A 16,498-nucleotide genomic window follows, 5' to 3' on the forward strand; every position below is an offset into this window, starting at 1 on the left:
CTAGACCTGTGCCAAAAATTGTTGTATCGCATATTGTGCAATTTCTGCATCTTGGAATGATTTCACCCCAGAAATGCCCACTGCCCCTACGAGCTGTCCCTGATACAAAATCGGCTCACCCCCTTCAAGCATTCCCGAAATACTTTCTACGCTAAGAAAACCCTGTTGTCCATTACGGATTAAATCTTCAAACAATTTTGTTGGACGCTTACTGATAGCAGAGCATTGTGCTTTTTCATGACTTAAGCGAGCAGTCATTGGCGATGCCCCATCCATACGTTTCATGCTCAACAGGCAGCCCGTTTCATCTACCACGGCGATACTAACAGCAAAGCCGTGTTGTAAAGCGTATTCATAGGCTGCATTTAAAATAAATTCGGCATCAGCTAAGTCTAAACAATGTTTGGTTTTCATCTTTTTCCTTGCATAAAAAAGCCTGCAACTCAGTCACAGGCTTTTAAGACATTCAAAATGGATTACGCTTTCATTTCAGCAAAAGTTTCTTTAGCTGCTTGAATGGTAAATGCAATATCTTCATCGCTATGCGCACTTGAAATAAAGCCAGCTTCAAATGCTGATGGTGCCAAGTTCACACCACGATTCAACATGCCATGAAAGAATTTACGGAAAGCCGCCACATCACATTTCATCATCGAATCGAAACTGGTGATGTCTTCTTGATCGGTAAAGTACAGACCAAACATCGCTCCTGCTTGTTGGGTTTTGAAAGGAATTCCCGCAGCATCAGCTTCTTGCTGTAAACCTACCAGCAATTTTTCTAATTGAGCAATTAAGTTTTCATAGAACCCCGGTTGACGCAGATGTTTGAACATTTCAATCCCTGCACGCATCGCCAAAGGATTACCTGACAAGGTGCCCGCTTGGTACACTTTACCCAATGGTGCAATGCATTCCATCACTTCACGTTTACCGCCAAAAGCACCTACTGGCAGACCTGCACCAATAATTTTACCTAAAGTGGTTAAGTCAGGCGTAACGCCATAGTGTGCTTGTGCACCACCCAGTCCAACACGGAAACCTGTCATCACTTCATCAATAATGAAGACGGAACCATGTTCATCACACACTTCACGAATCGCTTGTAAGAAGCCTTCAACAGGTTTTACCAAGTTCATGTTGCCTGCAACTGGCTCGACAATTACACCTGCAATTTCAGCACCAAATTTTGCAAAGCATTCTTTGAGTGTTGTAATGTCGTTATACGGCAGAGTTAACGTGTGCTTGGCAAAATCGGCAGGTACACCCGCAGAAGTCGCTTCACCTTCACCTGTGGTCAGTAAGCCTGAACCCGCTTTCACCAATAACGAATCCGAATGCCCGTGGTAACAGCCTTCAAATTTGACAATTTTGTCACGACCTGTATAACCACGTGCCAATCGAATGGCAGTCATAGTAGCTTCAGTCCCTGAGTTGGTCATACGAACCATTTCAATCGATGGCATGATTTCACAAATCACATCTGCCAAGGTCGTTTCATGTACCGTCGGTGCACCAAAACTCAAACCATCCACCGCAGCTTCTTGCACCGCTTTAATAATGTCAGGATGAGCATGTCCAAGAATCATCGGTCCCCAAGAGCCGACATAATCTACATAACGCTTACCATCCACATCAAACAAATAGGCACCTTGCGCTTTTTCAATAAAAACAGGTGTACCACCCACGCCATTAAATGCGCGTACAGGAGAGTTCACCCCACCTGGAATATGCTTACTGGCTTGTTTAAATAGTTGTTCTTGCTTTGGAGATAAACTCATGAATCACTCAACCTAAAAAGAAAATAATCGACTTACAACATTATGCAGTTTCAGCAAATAACTGTGTCCATGCATGCACACGAGATGGGATGTCAGCTACATTCAACGCTAATATATCACTAATTACTGCGCAAAGGTCTGCCCCCTTGCTGATCACAAGCGCTGAATTTTCAACAGTTAAGCCACCAATTGCACAAATCGGTACAGCAAATTTCTGCTTCGCCTGAGCAATCACCTCAATCCCGACATTCCCTGCTTCAGGTTTGGTTGCTGTGGCATAAACTGCACCAAAAGCCACATAGCTCGCCCCTTCAGCAATAGCTTTTTCAGCCAACTCTAAGGAGTTTAAACAGGTACGTCCAATAATGACGCCTTGTGGTAAACGTGCAACTGCATCGGCAATTTCACCATCATCCTGCCCCAAATGCACACCCAATCCGTATTGTTCTGCAAGAGCCAAATCGTCATTAATCACAAACGGCACATGGTATTGCTCACATAATGCTTTGATGTGTTCGACTTCCGCTGGTTGATCTGCCTGACTTATTTTTTTACGGCGATACTGCAGAATTGCAACGTGCCCTGTTGCCAAAGCGGCGTGTAATTTTTCCAGTAATACATTTAAAGGATCATCATTGGTAATGAGGTATAAACCACGCATAAAAACGCCTATCCACAACTGTTTAAAGAATCTACCTCTAAATAGATTCTAAGATTTCATAAAAAAGCCATCATAGCATTATGATGGCTTTACGAAAGATCAGATTTGCGCGAATTCCGTATGTTCAGCGCCAAACTTATAAATCATTGCCTTCGCGTTCTGGTTGATACAGTACGCGTTCAATTTTGACTTTCATTAAATGTCCATCGGGTTGCGGCCATTCAATTTCCTGACCTTCAGCCAGCCCCAAAATTGCAGCACCAACGGGCGCCAGTACATTGACCTGTCCTTTATCGCCACGAAAATCGTGCGGATAAACCAAGGTAATTTCCGTTGCAGTCGTTTCAGGGGCAATAATCACCAATACCCGTGCATTCATGGTCACAACATTGGCAGGAACATCTTGCGGGGCAACTACATTCGCACGTGCCAACTCATCTTCCAAATGTTCCATGGTAGGGGTTAATTTAGATTGATGCTCTAACATGGTTTCTAAACGATTTAGATCCTGTGCAGAAACAATAATGGTAGGTTTATCCATAAAACCGTCCTTCTCAAAAATTTATGTTTTAAGTTTTACGTTGTATGTTCTTTATTTTCACTTACTCAGTTATTTATAGCAGAAAATGAAGAATGGTGATGATAGGCATTTTGTATAGCTATAAAAAAAGCCCCCCTTGAGGGAGGCTTCTCAAGCAAAATCTAAATTATTTTGCATATACTGGGAATTTAGCACATACAGTTTCAACCTTCGCTTTCACTGTTGCAATGACAGTTTCGCTACCTTTTGAATCTAGGATGTCAGCAATCCAGCCCGCCAATTCGCGAACTTCTGCTTCACCAAAACCACGAGTCGTAACTGCTGGAGTACCAATACGGATACCAGAAGTCACAAACGGAGAGCGTGGATCATTTGGTACAGAGTTTTTGTTCACAGTGATGTGAGCAGCACCCAACCAAGCATCCGCATCTTTACCCGTAATGTCTTGTTTGATTAAAGACAACAAGAACAAGTGGTTTTCTGTACCACCAGAAACAACGTCATAACCACGCGCGATTAAAACTTCAGCCATTGCTTGAGCGTTTTTAACCACTTGTTGTTGATACGTTTTATATTCTGGCGCCATTGCTTCTTTAAAGCAAATTGCTTTAGCAGCGATTGCGTGAACTAATGGACCACCTTGGTTACCTGGGAATACAGCAGATTGAAGTTTTTTCTCAATTTCTTCATTCGCTTTCGCAAGGATTAAACCAGAACGCGGACCACGTAAAGTTTTATGAGTCGTCGTCGTGGTAACGTCAGCAATTTGTACTGGGCTTGGGTATACACCCGCCGCAACTAAACCAGCAACGTGAGCCATATCAACAAAAAGGTAAGCACCTACTTTGTCTGCGATTTCACGGAAACGCTGCCAATCTACGATTTGGCTATACGCAGAGAAACCAGCAACGATCATACGTGGCTTGTGTTCAACTGCTAAACGCTCAACTTCTTCGTAATCGATCTCGCCAGTTTCTGGGTTTAGACCGTATTGAATTGCATTATACGTTTTACCAGAGAAGCTTACTTTCGCACCGTGAGTCAAGTGACCACCGTGAGCCAAGCTCATACCCAAAACGGTGTCGCCTGGGTTAAGTAAAGCTAAATAAACTGCTGAGTTTGCTTGTGAACCCGCATGTGGTTGAACGTTAGCGTAATCAGCACCAAATAATTCTTTAGCACGGTCAATTGCCAATTGTTCGATGATGTCTACATATTCACAACCGCCATAGTAGCGTTTGCCTGGGTAGCCTTCTGCATATTTGTTAGTGAGTTTTGATCCTTGAGCTTCCATTACTGCTGGTGAGCAATAGTTTTCTGATGCGATTAACTCAATATGAGCTTCTTGACGAGCGTCTTCGTTAGAAATTGCTTGAGCTAATTCTGGATCAAATTCAGCAATAGAGATATTGGCAAACATTAGCGAGGTCCTATGTATTTAGGGCTTTTAAGCCGTGCTAAGATTGGCGCGTATTGTAGCATGAAGTTTGTAAATTTTGAGAATGAAGTTTGCGCTGTTTTACATAAAAAAAGCTCATGCAGATAAAAACATGAGCCGAGTTGTTCAAACCAACTTATTGAATTGGCATTAGTGTTTGTACATCTACTAAAATATTCGGAATATTCAACACATACGCTGTGCCATGATCCCATGTCGGTCCAGTCCGATAAGAAATAGATGAATTTTTCGCAGCCTCTCCACTTAACAGCGTATCGGTCGCAATTTTTGGCACTGTCGTATCTAGCGCACCCTGATAAATAATTATTGGCGTACTAATTTTAACTTGAAGTGGTTGCGAATCACTATCTAGGAATTTCTTAACTGGGGACAACGTCATAAAGTTACTTTGTGTTCGCGGATAATTACTAATATCCCCTGCATTATTTTGCGCATAAGAAAGCATACCTAGACCAAACTCTTGCCCCAAAGAGATATAACAGTCAGTTTCAGCATTATCGGCAATTTGATCGGTTGGGGATTTAAACACCTGACTATACTGCAAACTTGGATTTGGATTACGTAATCCCGCAGTAATTAAAGCCGTAAAGGTATCTAATGAGGCTAAGGTAGTAATTTTTTCACTTAAATCTGTTTGCTGTGCGGCAAGACCCTCACCGACTGTTAAGATCAACTCAAGATTCGAGGCAGGTGCAACAGCAACTGTGCCTTTATAGTCTAGCTGTGCCCGAGATTGATATTGTGCTGCAGCTAATGCGGCATGCCCACCTTGTGAATGTCCAACCGTCATCCAGCGATTTGAAACTTTATTGCCTAAATAGTTTCGTGCTGCCACAACTGCGTCAGTAATCGAAAAGGCTTCACTTTTTACATTCAAGAAAGGATGTAATTCATCATTGGCAGGTTCACCTAAACCCTCATAATCTGGTGCAACAACAACATAACCTGCTGCCAAGAAACCATTAATCATTGCCTGAATATAACTATTCAACTGATTTCGACTCGGTGCACAAATATCGGCTACACCCGTTGTGCCATGTGCCCAAACTACAATTGGCCAACCTTTAGCAGGTGGTGCTGTTTTAGGGGTAAACACCAACGCAGTTGCTTGAACCTCAGTATTGTTCATGCCAAGCATTTTATAGGTCATGACCACACTTTCACCCGCAGTTGCAGACATATCCGTTAAGGTATAAGCAGTTGGTGTAGTCACCACTGGGTTCACAATATTATTTTTAGGAATACTATCGCCAGAAACATAAGAATCATGATCATCATCATGACAGGCACTCAACAACAGGGTGGAACTGGTGAAAATCGCGATCAGCAATTTTTTCTGCATGGTTATTTCCTTATTCAATTTTTATTGTTTTTTGCTTCATTCTCAGCAACGTTTTATTTTTACGCCTTTTTCTATCTCTGTTCAATTTTATTTTAAATTCAATCTGAATAATGCCAATTTAGCCGTTTTCTAAAGTAAAAATATCAAATGAACGGATTAAACCCCTCCTTTATATTTGTTTCACGATGCTTGAAAATGTTAAATTGAGCCATTCAGCAGCACCTTAGGATTTCCATATGCAAACCATTATTCTGGATACAGAAACTCATACCTTAAATGGTCAACCGATTGAAATTGCATATGCACCTATTGATGTTCAGAACGGCAAACTGACCTTAGATAAATCAAAATTATTTGACCAACTCTATAGTGTCGATGAACCTATTTCTTTTGCTGCGATGGCTGTACATCATATTCTTGAATCTGATCTACAGAATCAACCGCACTACACTACCTTTACCCTACCACCCGATACACAATACATTATTGGACATAATATTGATTATGATATTCGGGCAATTGAGAAATGCGGTGTCAATACCAGTTCGATTAAAGCAATCTGCACATTGGCATTGGCACGTCGTGTCTGGCCAGATGCCGAAGCCCACAATATTTCTGCCTTAATTTATATGATCAGTAAAGGCAGTGAAAAAGCGCGAGAAATGATTAAAAAAGCGCATCGTGCCGATATGGATATTATTCTGACTGCCAATATTTTGATGCATATCGTGCATCAACTGAATATTAACAGCATGGAAGAACTGTATGCGGCTTCTGAAGATGCACGTATTCCGCGCAGCATTAACTTTGGCAAGCATCGCGGCACCAATATTGCCGATTTACCGGCTGACTATATACAGTGGTTATTGCGTCAAGATGATCTAGATCCATACCTACGTAAAGCGCTAGAAAATGTGAATTTAGTTACACTATAAATCTATGATTTGTAATTAAATTTTAACAATAGTGTAATTTTCACGCAGTATAGTCTGCTTAATTTATCTCATGGAATAAATTAAGACATGATTCACTATTCTAAAACACAACTAGGACATGACGCACTAAAACAACGTAGCTTGCCTTTAAATGCACGTCAACGCCGCTTACTGGTTCTGATCGGAACTGAAGATTTTGAGTCCATGAACGAAATCTTCAAGCAGCGTCTTGCTCCACCTGAATTGATTGAACAACTGAGCGAAATGGGGCTGATTATGGCTTCCAGCGTTAAAGCTATGGATAAGCCTGATGTTCAAACTGTGCAAACGGTAGCTGAACCGCAAAGTTCAGCAACTCAGCATGCATCAAATCCTATTTTCACACCAACTACTGAACCCAACGCTCAGCTAGCAGCAATACCTGAATCGTCCCCTCAGGCGGCATTACTTTCTCATGACCAGATTGTTCAATCTGCTAACCCAGAACCCACTGAACCTGAATTTGAAGATTCAGTTGCACTGGATTTTGAGGATGTAAAATATTTAATGGCGCAGCTTCTACAAAAATATTGTGGGCTGATGGCAAAACAGCTGGTGCTGCGCATTCAAGGTGCCGAAGATCTTCGGTCTTTAAAACTCTGCCAAATGCAGTGGATTACCCAATTACAAGAAACCCGCATTCCACCGAAAGAGTTAAATCGGATTTTGCATCAGATTAATTTCTCACTGCAACGGCTCAATCCAGCATAAATTTTAAGAGATATTTTGTTTAAGCTCAGTGGAATGAACACTTAGCAGCATATTTATAAATTTTAAAAGCTTATATTTATTAGAATCTTGGCGTACTTTTTCAATTTTAAATATTTCATGCAACGCTTGGTGTGCCAATCCTTCTACTTAAGCGTTATAGCTTTTGGAAACAATATCGGTGAAATAGAACAATTTTAGGGCAAGCCATGAAGCCACTCCACCTTGTTTTTCATCCAGATGATCATCCCGCACAACTGAAAAAGGTGGGTAATTGGGTTATTACTTTTCCTGCACGTAGAGAAAACAATGAAACACTACAACTGATTATTCGTAGTGTGATTCCGCAGCAAATGAACCAGAACATGCAGTTACTGAATCTAGAAATTCATCAAAGTACGCTTGATCATTACTGGGAAATCCTAACAATGAGCTATTTTGATGGCGAGCAAGCCATAGAGTTGCATCCAAATACAAAGAACACGATTGCTATAAAAATGCTGAAAGAGCTGATTCAAGAATTTGGGAAATATGATGTAGAACTACAATTGAAATAAACTGAAAAAATTAAGCTCGTTATAGATAAGCCATCAAAGATATTATGGTTTAAAATTGAATACTACAAACAGCAAGAACTCGCATTTCTGCGAGTTCTTTTATGTTGGATGGCTAGTGCTGATTTTTTATTTGAACTTTACGTTGCAAATTCAATTAGCTGTCAATGATCCGTCCAACTACTTCGTAGCTCTTAGTGTTGCTAGCTACTGTAGTTTTAATATAGGACGATGCGCTTTAATTGGCAAGTGGCTGTGACATTAAGCTACAAGCGTTATATCAAAACCATATTGACTAAAAAGCCATCAAATATTTTAATATTGAGCCTTTCACCAATCGACATCCACTCGTCGATTCGGACCTAAACAATAAATTAAACTTTCACTGTACTGATCACCGTCACAGCTTTGAAATACATCAGTTTTATTATTGGCTTCTATTCGAATGCGCTGCGTAAACACACCGCACTGCTTCAAAGTCCCATACTTTGCAATCATCAAAAATAATGAATAACTCGATCAACCATCAAGAGTGAACTGATGAACTCCATCTATCACAAGATAGCAAGTGATTAACATTTTTAAGTAAAGGCTTTACTTATATATATGACATTCAAAAGCCCCTCTTATAAATAAGAGAAACTTCATGAATAGGAACTCTCGATATATGAGTCGTGCAAGAACCTAACTTAAGGAAGTTCTATTTTCTTCAAACGATAATCTAAAGTCGCTCGACTAATCCCTAACATACGAGCAGCTTCGGACACATTATGACTGCATTTATTCATAGCACCACAAATAATGTCCTTTTCAAATTGTTCCAGAGAGAAATTTTCCGTTAATAAATCATCAATATTAGACTTAAATGAGTCATCTTTTTTTTCCAAATCTAGGTGCTGAGGAAATAAGCTTTCTAACTTAATTTCCTGTTGATGATCCGTCAGTAAGGTTGCTCGTTCTAATAGGTTTTCGAGTTCACGGATATTGCCGGGCCACTCATAGGTCATGACAAAGTTTTTTGCCTTATCACTCAGTCCTTTAAGTTTTTTATCATACATGGTTTCAAAACAAGATAAAAAATGTTGAATTAATAATGGAATATCTTCGCGGCGCTTGCGTAAAGGAGGAATTTTTACAGGGAAAATATTCAAACGATAATATAAATCAGCTCGAAAACGACCATCTTTTACCGCCTGCTCTAGATCTTCATTACATGCCGTGACGATTCGTACATCGACTTTTCGAGTTTGGTTATCTCCCACCCGTTCGAATTCACCTTCTTGTAGCATCCGCAATAATGCGGCCTGCGCCCTTGGCGACAACTCAATCACTTCATCCAAGAAAATAGTGCCTCGATGCGCACGCTCAAATTTACCGATCCGAGTTTGTGTGGCTCCAGTGAATGCCCCTTTTTCGACTCCAAAAAGCTCAGATTCAATGAGATCTGGTGGAATACAAGCACAGTTCACTGCTACAAATGGCTGTTCCTTACGTAAACTCGCCTCATGTATCCCTCTGGCAAAAGCCTCTTTACCAACCCCAGTTTCTCCCTGAAGCAAGACCGCTACTTTACTTCCAGCAGCTTTTTTTAAAAGTTCACACACCTTTCGATATGCATTGGACTCACCAATTGAATTAAACATGGTGTAGTCTGCTTCAATATCCGTATAGATATTCTTCTTTAATTCATTTAATTCTGATTGTAATGCGATCAGCTCATCAGAGACTGGATCTGGAGACATGAACTGAATCAGCTCATCCGCATTTTCCCATTCTTCAAGCGGCTTACCAACAATACGGCAGCATGGGTCACCCTGAGCAATACAATGCGTTTCTTGATAAATAATGGTTTGCCCCATGACAAAACTACTATAACCACATGCATATCCCAACAGCATCCAACACGCGGGTTCATCCGACGTACCAAATTCGTTAACATGAACTTCAGCTTCAAATGAATTATGCCAATTAAAATCTGCATAAAATTTGTGCTCATCATGACTTAACAGCAATTGATTGACTTCAACTTGAACCATGCCACGTATGCCGTGCATTTGTGGACCTGCCATAAAGGCTTCAGCTTCATTTAAATTCGGACGTAATTTGGAAGTTACCTTGGCATCTCTGACTCCAGCTTGATAACCACAACGAATAAAAAAGCGTTTCGTCCGTTCCCAACCGAGCATGTCATATAAGTCTTTACGTAAATACCCCATGATGCTGGTATGCATCAACAGCATTCTGTTTTCTTCGAACCAAATTTTACCGTGCTGGACATCAAATTGAATTTTATCCAGTAAGTCCTGAATATCATTATTCTTTTCTAAAATCCGAGTATAAAACTTTGCATCTTTTATTTGAGACATAAGTCAATATCCGTCCGTGGCTCTATATGTCAGTGCCATTATCTTACCCAAACTAGAGTGAAAAGTTTTAGTTTCTTATTTATATAAAGTTATACCCAAAAGGTATCGACATATTAAATTGAGTCAACTCATAAAAATAGCTTTAGTCGTTTTCAAAAATGATTGCTCTACATCCAACTTCAGCATTTCATGATTTGATGAAAATAGCCTTGTCTCGTTTCAGGATTTGATGAATTTTCTTCATTCATTATTCTCTTAATTTTAAATCAAGATATTGATTTTATTAAATTTAAAATAATTGGCACACCTTTTGATATATACCGCATAACAAGTAAAAAATTACAGCACTGAAATGATTTCGGTGTAGGTACAAAAGGACGTTCCATATGAGCCAAAAACCGCAGCCGAACCCGCTTACGAAATACATTCGTATTACGGGTGAACGTGATGCCAAATTTATCGAATTTGATTTCGCCATTCATGATCCAACCCTATTTGTCGAACTGGTCTTGCCCAAAGAGGCTTTTCAACATTTTTGCGAAATTAATCAGGTCGTTGAAATGACGAATGAGCAACAAGCTTGGAATGATGCGCAGGAAGATAAATGGCGTTACGGCATTGAACCCACCCTGCTCAATCCCTCACAGCAATAATGCGATCAAGACGATCAAACTTTTATTCATAAGGAGCTAGTGATGACTTTAGAAATTAAAACCTCAAACCTTGAGCCAATTCGCCAAACCTATGCCTACATCGAACGACGTTTTGGCACTAAGCCAGCCACGCGTTATCAAGAGGTTAGTTTTGATATTCAAGCATCCACCAACTTTCATTACCGTCCATTATGGAAGCCTGATAAAACCTTAAACGATAAAACTTACACTGCATTACAAATGCAAGATTGGTATGTGTTTAAAGACCCACGCCAATTTTACTATGGTGCTTATGTTCAGCATCGTGCACGCTTACAAGACACAGCAGAAAGTAACTACGCATTTTTTGAGAAGCGTAATTTGGTTGAAAATATCAGTGATGAAGTCAAACAAAAAATAATTTCGTGCTTGCTGCCTTTCCGTTATGTCGAACAAACGGCCAATCTGCACATGATGTCGGGAAGTGCCTACGGCTATGGCACCGTCATTACCCAAGCCTGTATTTATGCAGCCATGGATCGCTTAGGCATGGCGCAATATCTCTCACGCATCGGCTTGTTAATTGATGGCAATACAGGAGAGTCGTTACAACAAGCAAAAGATGTCTGGATGAATCATGCTGCTTGGCAGCCCTTACGAAAACTTTGCGAAGAAAGCCTGACTGAACAGGACTGGTTCAAACTTTATGTTCTGCAAAATCTACTGATTGATAGCCTGATGCAATCACTGGTCTATGGGAAATTTGACCAACTCCTAGTGAACAGTGGTGCACGTGATGTCGCCATGCTCACAGAATTTATGCAGGACTGTCTAACAGACTTACGTAAGTGGTCAGACCCTGTTCTCAAAGTAGCTATCGTAGAGTCAGAACACAACAAATCACTTATCCAATCTTGGACTTCTGAATTACTTCCACAAGTTCAACACGCCTTCAGTTCATGGGCAACACTTGCATTTAATGATTCAAATATCGAACAAGGTCTGGTCGTGATTACTGAACGCAGTAAAAAAGCGGGCTTCACTCAAATTGAAAATGCTGCATAAGGAATTGCAATCATGACATCTAAAGTTTATTTGGCACTACAAGACAACGACACCTCACGCTACATCATTGAAGCGATTGAACAAGATAACCCTGAGGCAACCATTCAATACTTGCCCGCCATGATCCGTGTAGAAAGCACTTCTGAATTGATCATTCGTGCAGAAACCGTTGCTGAAAAGCTTGGACAGGATTGGGACATTCAAGAACTACAGCTCAACATGATCACGCTTGGTGGCAATGTCGATGAAGACGATGACACGTTCACTTTGAAATGGAATTAAAACGTCAGTTATCAATAACTGAATCATAAATATTGAACAGGATGATCAACATGAATAATAGCCAAGCTAAAACAGCAACAAAAAAACTGAATGCCAAAGATCGCTACCGTATGCTTACACGAGACCTAGATTGGGACTTCAGTTATGCAGATCGTAAAGAAGCATTCCCATATGAAGAATTTGAAGGCATTAAAATTACCGACTGGTCCAAATGGGAAGATCCTTTCCGCTTAACCATGGATGCTTACTGGAAATATCAAGCCGAGAAAGAGAAAAAACTCTATGCCATTTTTGATGCATTTGCTCAAAACAATGGGCAAATGAATGTAACCAATGAGCGTTATGTCAATGCACTCAAATTATTTCTAACCGCCGTAACCCCATTGGAATATCAAGCCTACCAAGGTTACGCCCACGTCGGTCGTCAGTTTGGCGGAATCGGGGCTCGTATTGCTTCTCAAATGCAATCCATTGATGAGCTACGCCATGTACAAACCCAAATTCATGCCATGAGCCACTACAACAAATTCTTTGATGGCTTCCAAGATTGGGCACACATGCATGACCGCGTTTGGTATTTATCAGTCCCAAAATCATTCTTTGAAGATGCTCGCTCTGCTGGTCCATTTGAGTTTTTACTTGCTATTAGTTTTGCCTTTGAATACGTACTGACCAACTTACTGTTTGTACCTTTCATGTCAGGAGCTGCTTATAACGGTGATATGGCGACAGTAACATTTGGCTTTAGTGCGCAATCGGATGAAGCACGCCATATGACACTTGGTTTAGAAATCGTGAAATTCTTGTTGGAACAACATGAAGACAACGTGCCTATTGTTCAAGAATGGATTGATAAATGGTTCTGGCGCGGGACTCGTCTACTCTCAATCGTCGGCATGATGATGGACTATATGCTGCCTAATAAAGTGATGTCGTGGAAAGAAGCCTGGGAAACCTATTTTGAAGAGGCTGGCGGCGCTTTGTTTAATGACCTCAGCCGTTACGGTATCCGTATGCCGAAATATTCAGAAGTCATTGAGAAAGAGAAAGAACACGTCTCACATCAGGCATGGTGGATTTTCTACAACTTCGGTCATGCCGCAGGTTTCCATACATGGATTCCAACAGATGAAGAAATGGATTGGCTCTCTGCAAAATACCCAGACACCTTTGATAAATACTACCGTCCACGTTGGGAACTCGCTCGCAAAATGGAAGCAGAAGGCAAACGTTTCTATAGCGATGGTTTACCGCAACTTTGCCAAGTCTGCCAAATCCCAATGACCTTTACCGAAATGGATGGCGATCAAACCATGTTTAGTTATCGTGATTCAATTTATCAAGGTGAACGTTATCACACCTGTTCAGATGGTTGTCATGACATTTTTGAGCGTGAGCCAGAGAAATATATTCAAGCATGGCTGCCTGTAAACCAAATTCTACAAGGCAATTGTGGCGGTCCTGATTTAGAAAGCATTTTACGTGACTATTACCAACTGAATGTGGGTGCAGACAACTTGGATATCGAAGGATCGCCCGATCAGCTTCGCTGGAAAAAATGGAAAGGTGTGGCTTAACACCATTGGAAAGAAGATCTTCCGCTAAACGGAATGATCTTCACTCAAGGAATTTAGGAGTATTCTCATGTCAGTACAAGCTATTCAAGAAAACTATCAATTCGAACCTCGTGACCTGCAACGCAACTATGGCGATAACATGCTGCTTTTTATCGGCTGGGATCATCATACGCTTTTTTGCTCGGCACATGCCTTCTTGGTTTCTCCCCAACAGACCTTACAAGATTTAATTGATCAACAAATTCAAGCAGGTTTCCACCAACATCCAGATTTTAATCAAATTGACTGGTCTAAAGTACAGTTCACCTTGAATCGCCAACCGCTCGAGGCGGAATTTTCTAAAACCTTATCTGAGTTGAATTTCGACCATAAATCGCTACTGCGCTTTGTAACGCCAAATTTAAAGGGTTATCAAGGCAGTCATGTATAAGGGAGAAATAAAATGAGCTATCAAGTTACGATTGAACCGCTAGGAACCAGTATTGAGGTTGAAGAAGATCAAACCATTCTGGATGCTGCTTTACGCCAAGGGGTTTGGCTCCCTTTTGCCTGTGGTCACGGAACCTGTGGCACCTGTAAAGTCAAAGTCACAGACGGTTTTTATGATGTGGGAGAGGCTTCACCCTTTGCACTCATGGATATTGAGCGTGAAGAAAATAAGGTCTTGGCCTGCTGTTGCAAACCTGAATCCGACATGGTCATTGAAGCAGATGTCGATGAAGATGAGGATTTCTTGGGCTATCTTGTTCAAGATTACCAAGCCAAAGTTTTAGAAATTACAGACCTTTCTCCAACCATTAAAGGGGTCCGTTTGCAGATTGACCGCCCAATGGATTTCCAAGCAGGTCAATATATCAATATCCAATTTCCAGATATCGAAGGGACTCGTGCATTTTCAATTGCGAACTCACCCAGTGAGTCTGGCATTATTGAACTGCATATTCGCCAAGTACAAGGCGGTGCTGCAACGACTTATGTACATGAAAACTTAAATATTGGCGATGATCTGCATATTTCAGGACCATACGGACAATTCTTTGTACGTAAATCTGATGAGAAAGATGTCATTTTCATTGCAGGTGGATCTGGTCTATCTAGCCCTCAATCCATGATCTTAGATTTACTCGAGCACAACGATACGCGAACAATTTATCTGTTCCAAGGTGCACGAGATGTCGCGGAGTTATACAACCGCGAGATATTTGAAAAATTAGTCAAAGACTATCCCAATTTCCGATACATCCCTGCCTTAAATGCACCTCGTGCAGAAGATAACTGGACTGGATTCACAGGCTTTGTTCACGAAGCGGTTGCAGATTATTTTGAAAATAAATGCAGCGGACATAAGGCTTATTTATGCGGCCCACCACCGATGATTGATGCTGCCATTTCAACGCTGATGCAAAGCCGCTTGTTTGAAAAAGACATTCACACTGAACGTTTCTTAAGTGCTGCCGATGGGGCTTCTTCACCCTCTCGTTCCGCACTGTTCAGACATATTTAAATTCTAACATTCAAGCATCTAGAGTCATTTACATGATTCTGCCCATTTTCGAATGATCTGTTTCATGTCCGTTCCAGATCATTCGGATCTCAATTTATATCAAAGGAAGATCACCATGAACCGTCAGGAAATAGACAGATTAGTCAAACAAATGAATGTTGATACGGCGACAGGCGAAGTCGATCAGCGTGTTCAAACCATTATTGTTCGTTTATTGGGGGATTTATTTCAAGCGATTGAAGACCTAGATATTCAACCTTCTGAGGTCTGGAAAGGTCTTGAATATTTCACGGATGCAGGTCAAGCCAATGAATTGGGCTTACTCGCCGCAGGCTTAGGGCTTGAACACTATTTAGATTTACGTGCAGATGAAGCAGATGCTCAGGCAGGTATTACAGGGGGTACCCCACGTACAATTGAAGGTCCACTCTATGTCGCAGGCGCACCTGAATCCATCGGATTTGCACGTATGGATGATGGTTCAGAATCAGACAAGATCGATACTTTAATTATTGAAGGTACAGTGACGGATACAAATGGCAATGTGATTGAAGGTGCCAAAGTTGAAGTTTGGCATGCCAATAGTTTAGGTCACTATTCTTTCTTTGATAAGTCTCAATCGGATTTTAATTTACGCCGCACAATCATGACTGGTGCTGATGGTAAATATGTTGCACTGACAACCATGCCTGTTGGTTATGGCTGCCCACCAGATGGCACGACTCAATTTGTACTGAACAAATTAGGTCGTCATGGTAACCGTCCTTCTCATGTTCATTATTTCGTTTCTGCACCCAGCTTCCGTAAATTGACCACGCAATTCAACATTGAAGGTGATCAATATTTGTGGGATGACTTCGCTTTCGCTACACGTGATGGCTTAGTGGCAACTGCGGTTGATGTATCTGATGAAGCTGAAATTCAACGTCGTGGTTTAGACAAACCATTTAAATACATCACATTCAATATCGAACTGGTGAAAGATGCGGGTTCTGCACCTTCTACTAAAGTAGATCGTCGTCGAGCTAAGGCTTAAGTCACTCTAAGTTCACAAT

The 16,498-nt window shown here is 41.0% G+C and carries 17 protein-coding genes; 10 read left to right on the forward strand and 7 right to left on the reverse strand.

The genetic code is table 11. The features are described 5' to 3' along the window. The 6 genes from MKI85_RS02630 to MKI85_RS02655 all read right to left on the reverse strand — a co-directional run bounded on the left by MKI85_RS02630 (window position 1) and on the right by MKI85_RS02655 (window position 5,781). Entirely contained in the window at window positions 1-414 is a 414-nt protein-coding gene (locus tag MKI85_RS02630) for a GlcG/HbpS family heme-binding protein (RefSeq protein ID WP_241624711.1), read from the reverse strand. Between the two features lie 62 nt (window positions 415-476). After that, entirely contained in the window at window positions 477-1,778 is a 1,302-nt protein-coding gene (hemL, locus tag MKI85_RS02635; RefSeq protein WP_241624713.1) for a glutamate-1-semialdehyde 2,1-aminomutase, read from the reverse strand. 40 nt (window positions 1,779-1,818) lie between these two features. After that, on the reverse strand, window positions 1,819-2,439 hold the full coding sequence (gene thiE, locus MKI85_RS02640) for a thiamine phosphate synthase (RefSeq protein WP_241624715.1): 621 nt from the start codon (window positions 2,437-2,439) through the stop codon (window positions 1,819-1,821). Window positions 2,440-2,575: 136 nt separating this feature from the next. Next, window positions 2,576-2,980 (reverse strand): nucleoside diphosphate kinase regulator, encoded by a 405-nt coding sequence (gene rnk, locus MKI85_RS02645; protein ID WP_241624716.1) that lies wholly within the window; start codon window positions 2,978-2,980, stop codon window positions 2,576-2,578. Window positions 2,981-3,146: 166 nt separating this feature from the next. After that, window positions 3,147-4,400, reverse strand: a complete 1,254-nt coding sequence (glyA, locus tag MKI85_RS02650; RefSeq protein WP_241624717.1) for a serine hydroxymethyltransferase — start codon at window positions 4,398-4,400, stop codon at window positions 3,147-3,149. Between the two features lie 154 nt (window positions 4,401-4,554). After that, window positions 4,555-5,781: an alpha/beta hydrolase gene (locus MKI85_RS02655; RefSeq protein WP_241624718.1), complete on the reverse strand. Its 1,227-nt coding sequence runs from the start codon at window positions 5,779-5,781 to the stop codon at window positions 4,555-4,557. A gap of 236 nt (window positions 5,782-6,017) precedes the next feature. Between MKI85_RS02655 and MKI85_RS02660 the strand changes: the two genes are divergently transcribed. The 3 genes from MKI85_RS02660 (at window position 6,018) to MKI85_RS02670 (ending at window position 8,020) form a co-directional block, all read left to right on the forward strand. Then, the gene (locus MKI85_RS02660; protein WP_241624719.1) at window positions 6,018-6,716 is read left to right on the forward strand and encodes an exonuclease domain-containing protein; all 699 of its coding nucleotides are present in this window, start codon (window positions 6,018-6,020) and stop codon (window positions 6,714-6,716) included. Between the two features lie 87 nt (window positions 6,717-6,803). Then, entirely contained in the window at window positions 6,804-7,466 is a 663-nt protein-coding gene (locus MKI85_RS02665) for a hypothetical protein (RefSeq protein ID WP_241624720.1), read from the forward strand. Window positions 7,467-7,672: 206 nt separating this feature from the next. Next, window positions 7,673-8,020 carry a hypothetical protein gene (locus MKI85_RS02670; RefSeq protein WP_241624722.1) on the forward strand — a complete coding sequence of 116 codons (348 nt, stop codon included), beginning with the start codon at window positions 7,673-7,675 and terminating at the stop codon, window positions 8,018-8,020. Window positions 8,021-8,706: 686 nt separating this feature from the next. Here MKI85_RS02670 and mobR read toward each other — a convergent pair. Further along, a complete protein-coding gene (gene mobR / locus MKI85_RS02675; RefSeq protein ID WP_241624724.1) occupies window positions 8,707-10,383 on the reverse strand; it encodes a phenol degradation transcriptional regulator MobR in 1,677 nt (558 codons plus the stop codon). A 386-nt stretch (window positions 10,384-10,769) separates the two neighbouring features. On the opposite strand from mobR, the gene MKI85_RS02680 reads away from it, so the two are divergent. From MKI85_RS02680 to catA, 7 genes are all read left to right on the forward strand, one after another. Beyond that, entirely contained in the window at window positions 10,770-11,036 is a 267-nt protein-coding gene (locus MKI85_RS02680) for a phenol hydroxylase subunit (RefSeq protein WP_241624726.1), read from the forward strand. Window positions 11,037-11,078: 42 nt separating this feature from the next. After that, on the forward strand, window positions 11,079-12,080 hold the full coding sequence (locus MKI85_RS02685; protein ID WP_241624727.1) for an aromatic/alkene monooxygenase hydroxylase subunit beta: 1,002 nt from the start codon (window positions 11,079-11,081) through the stop codon (window positions 12,078-12,080). A 12-nt stretch (window positions 12,081-12,092) separates the two neighbouring features. Next, complete coding sequence (locus tag MKI85_RS02690) at window positions 12,093-12,362, forward strand: MmoB/DmpM family protein (RefSeq protein WP_241624728.1); 270 nt, start codon at window positions 12,093-12,095, stop codon at window positions 12,360-12,362. 50 nt (window positions 12,363-12,412) lie between these two features. Then, entirely contained in the window at window positions 12,413-13,939 is a 1,527-nt protein-coding gene (locus MKI85_RS02695; protein WP_241624730.1) for an aromatic/alkene/methane monooxygenase hydroxylase/oxygenase subunit alpha, read from the forward strand. Between the two features lie 67 nt (window positions 13,940-14,006). After that, window positions 14,007-14,369 carry a phenol hydroxylase subunit P4 gene (locus tag MKI85_RS02700; protein WP_241624732.1) on the forward strand — a complete coding sequence of 121 codons (363 nt, stop codon included), beginning with the start codon at window positions 14,007-14,009 and terminating at the stop codon, window positions 14,367-14,369. Window positions 14,370-14,381: 12 nt separating this feature from the next. After that, window positions 14,382-15,443 carry an NADH:ubiquinone reductase (Na(+)-transporting) subunit F gene (locus MKI85_RS02705; protein WP_241624734.1) on the forward strand — a complete coding sequence of 354 codons (1,062 nt, stop codon included), beginning with the start codon at window positions 14,382-14,384 and terminating at the stop codon, window positions 15,441-15,443. A 115-nt stretch (window positions 15,444-15,558) separates the two neighbouring features. Continuing rightward, window positions 15,559-16,479, forward strand: coding sequence for a catechol 1,2-dioxygenase (gene catA / locus MKI85_RS02710; RefSeq protein WP_241624735.1), 921 nt, complete (start codon window positions 15,559-15,561; stop codon window positions 16,477-16,479). Window positions 16,480-16,498: the final 19 nt, after the last annotated feature.

The organism is Acinetobacter zhairuonensis (genome assembly GCF_022601715.1).
Lineage (GTDB): Bacteria > Pseudomonadota > Gammaproteobacteria > Pseudomonadales > Moraxellaceae > Acinetobacter.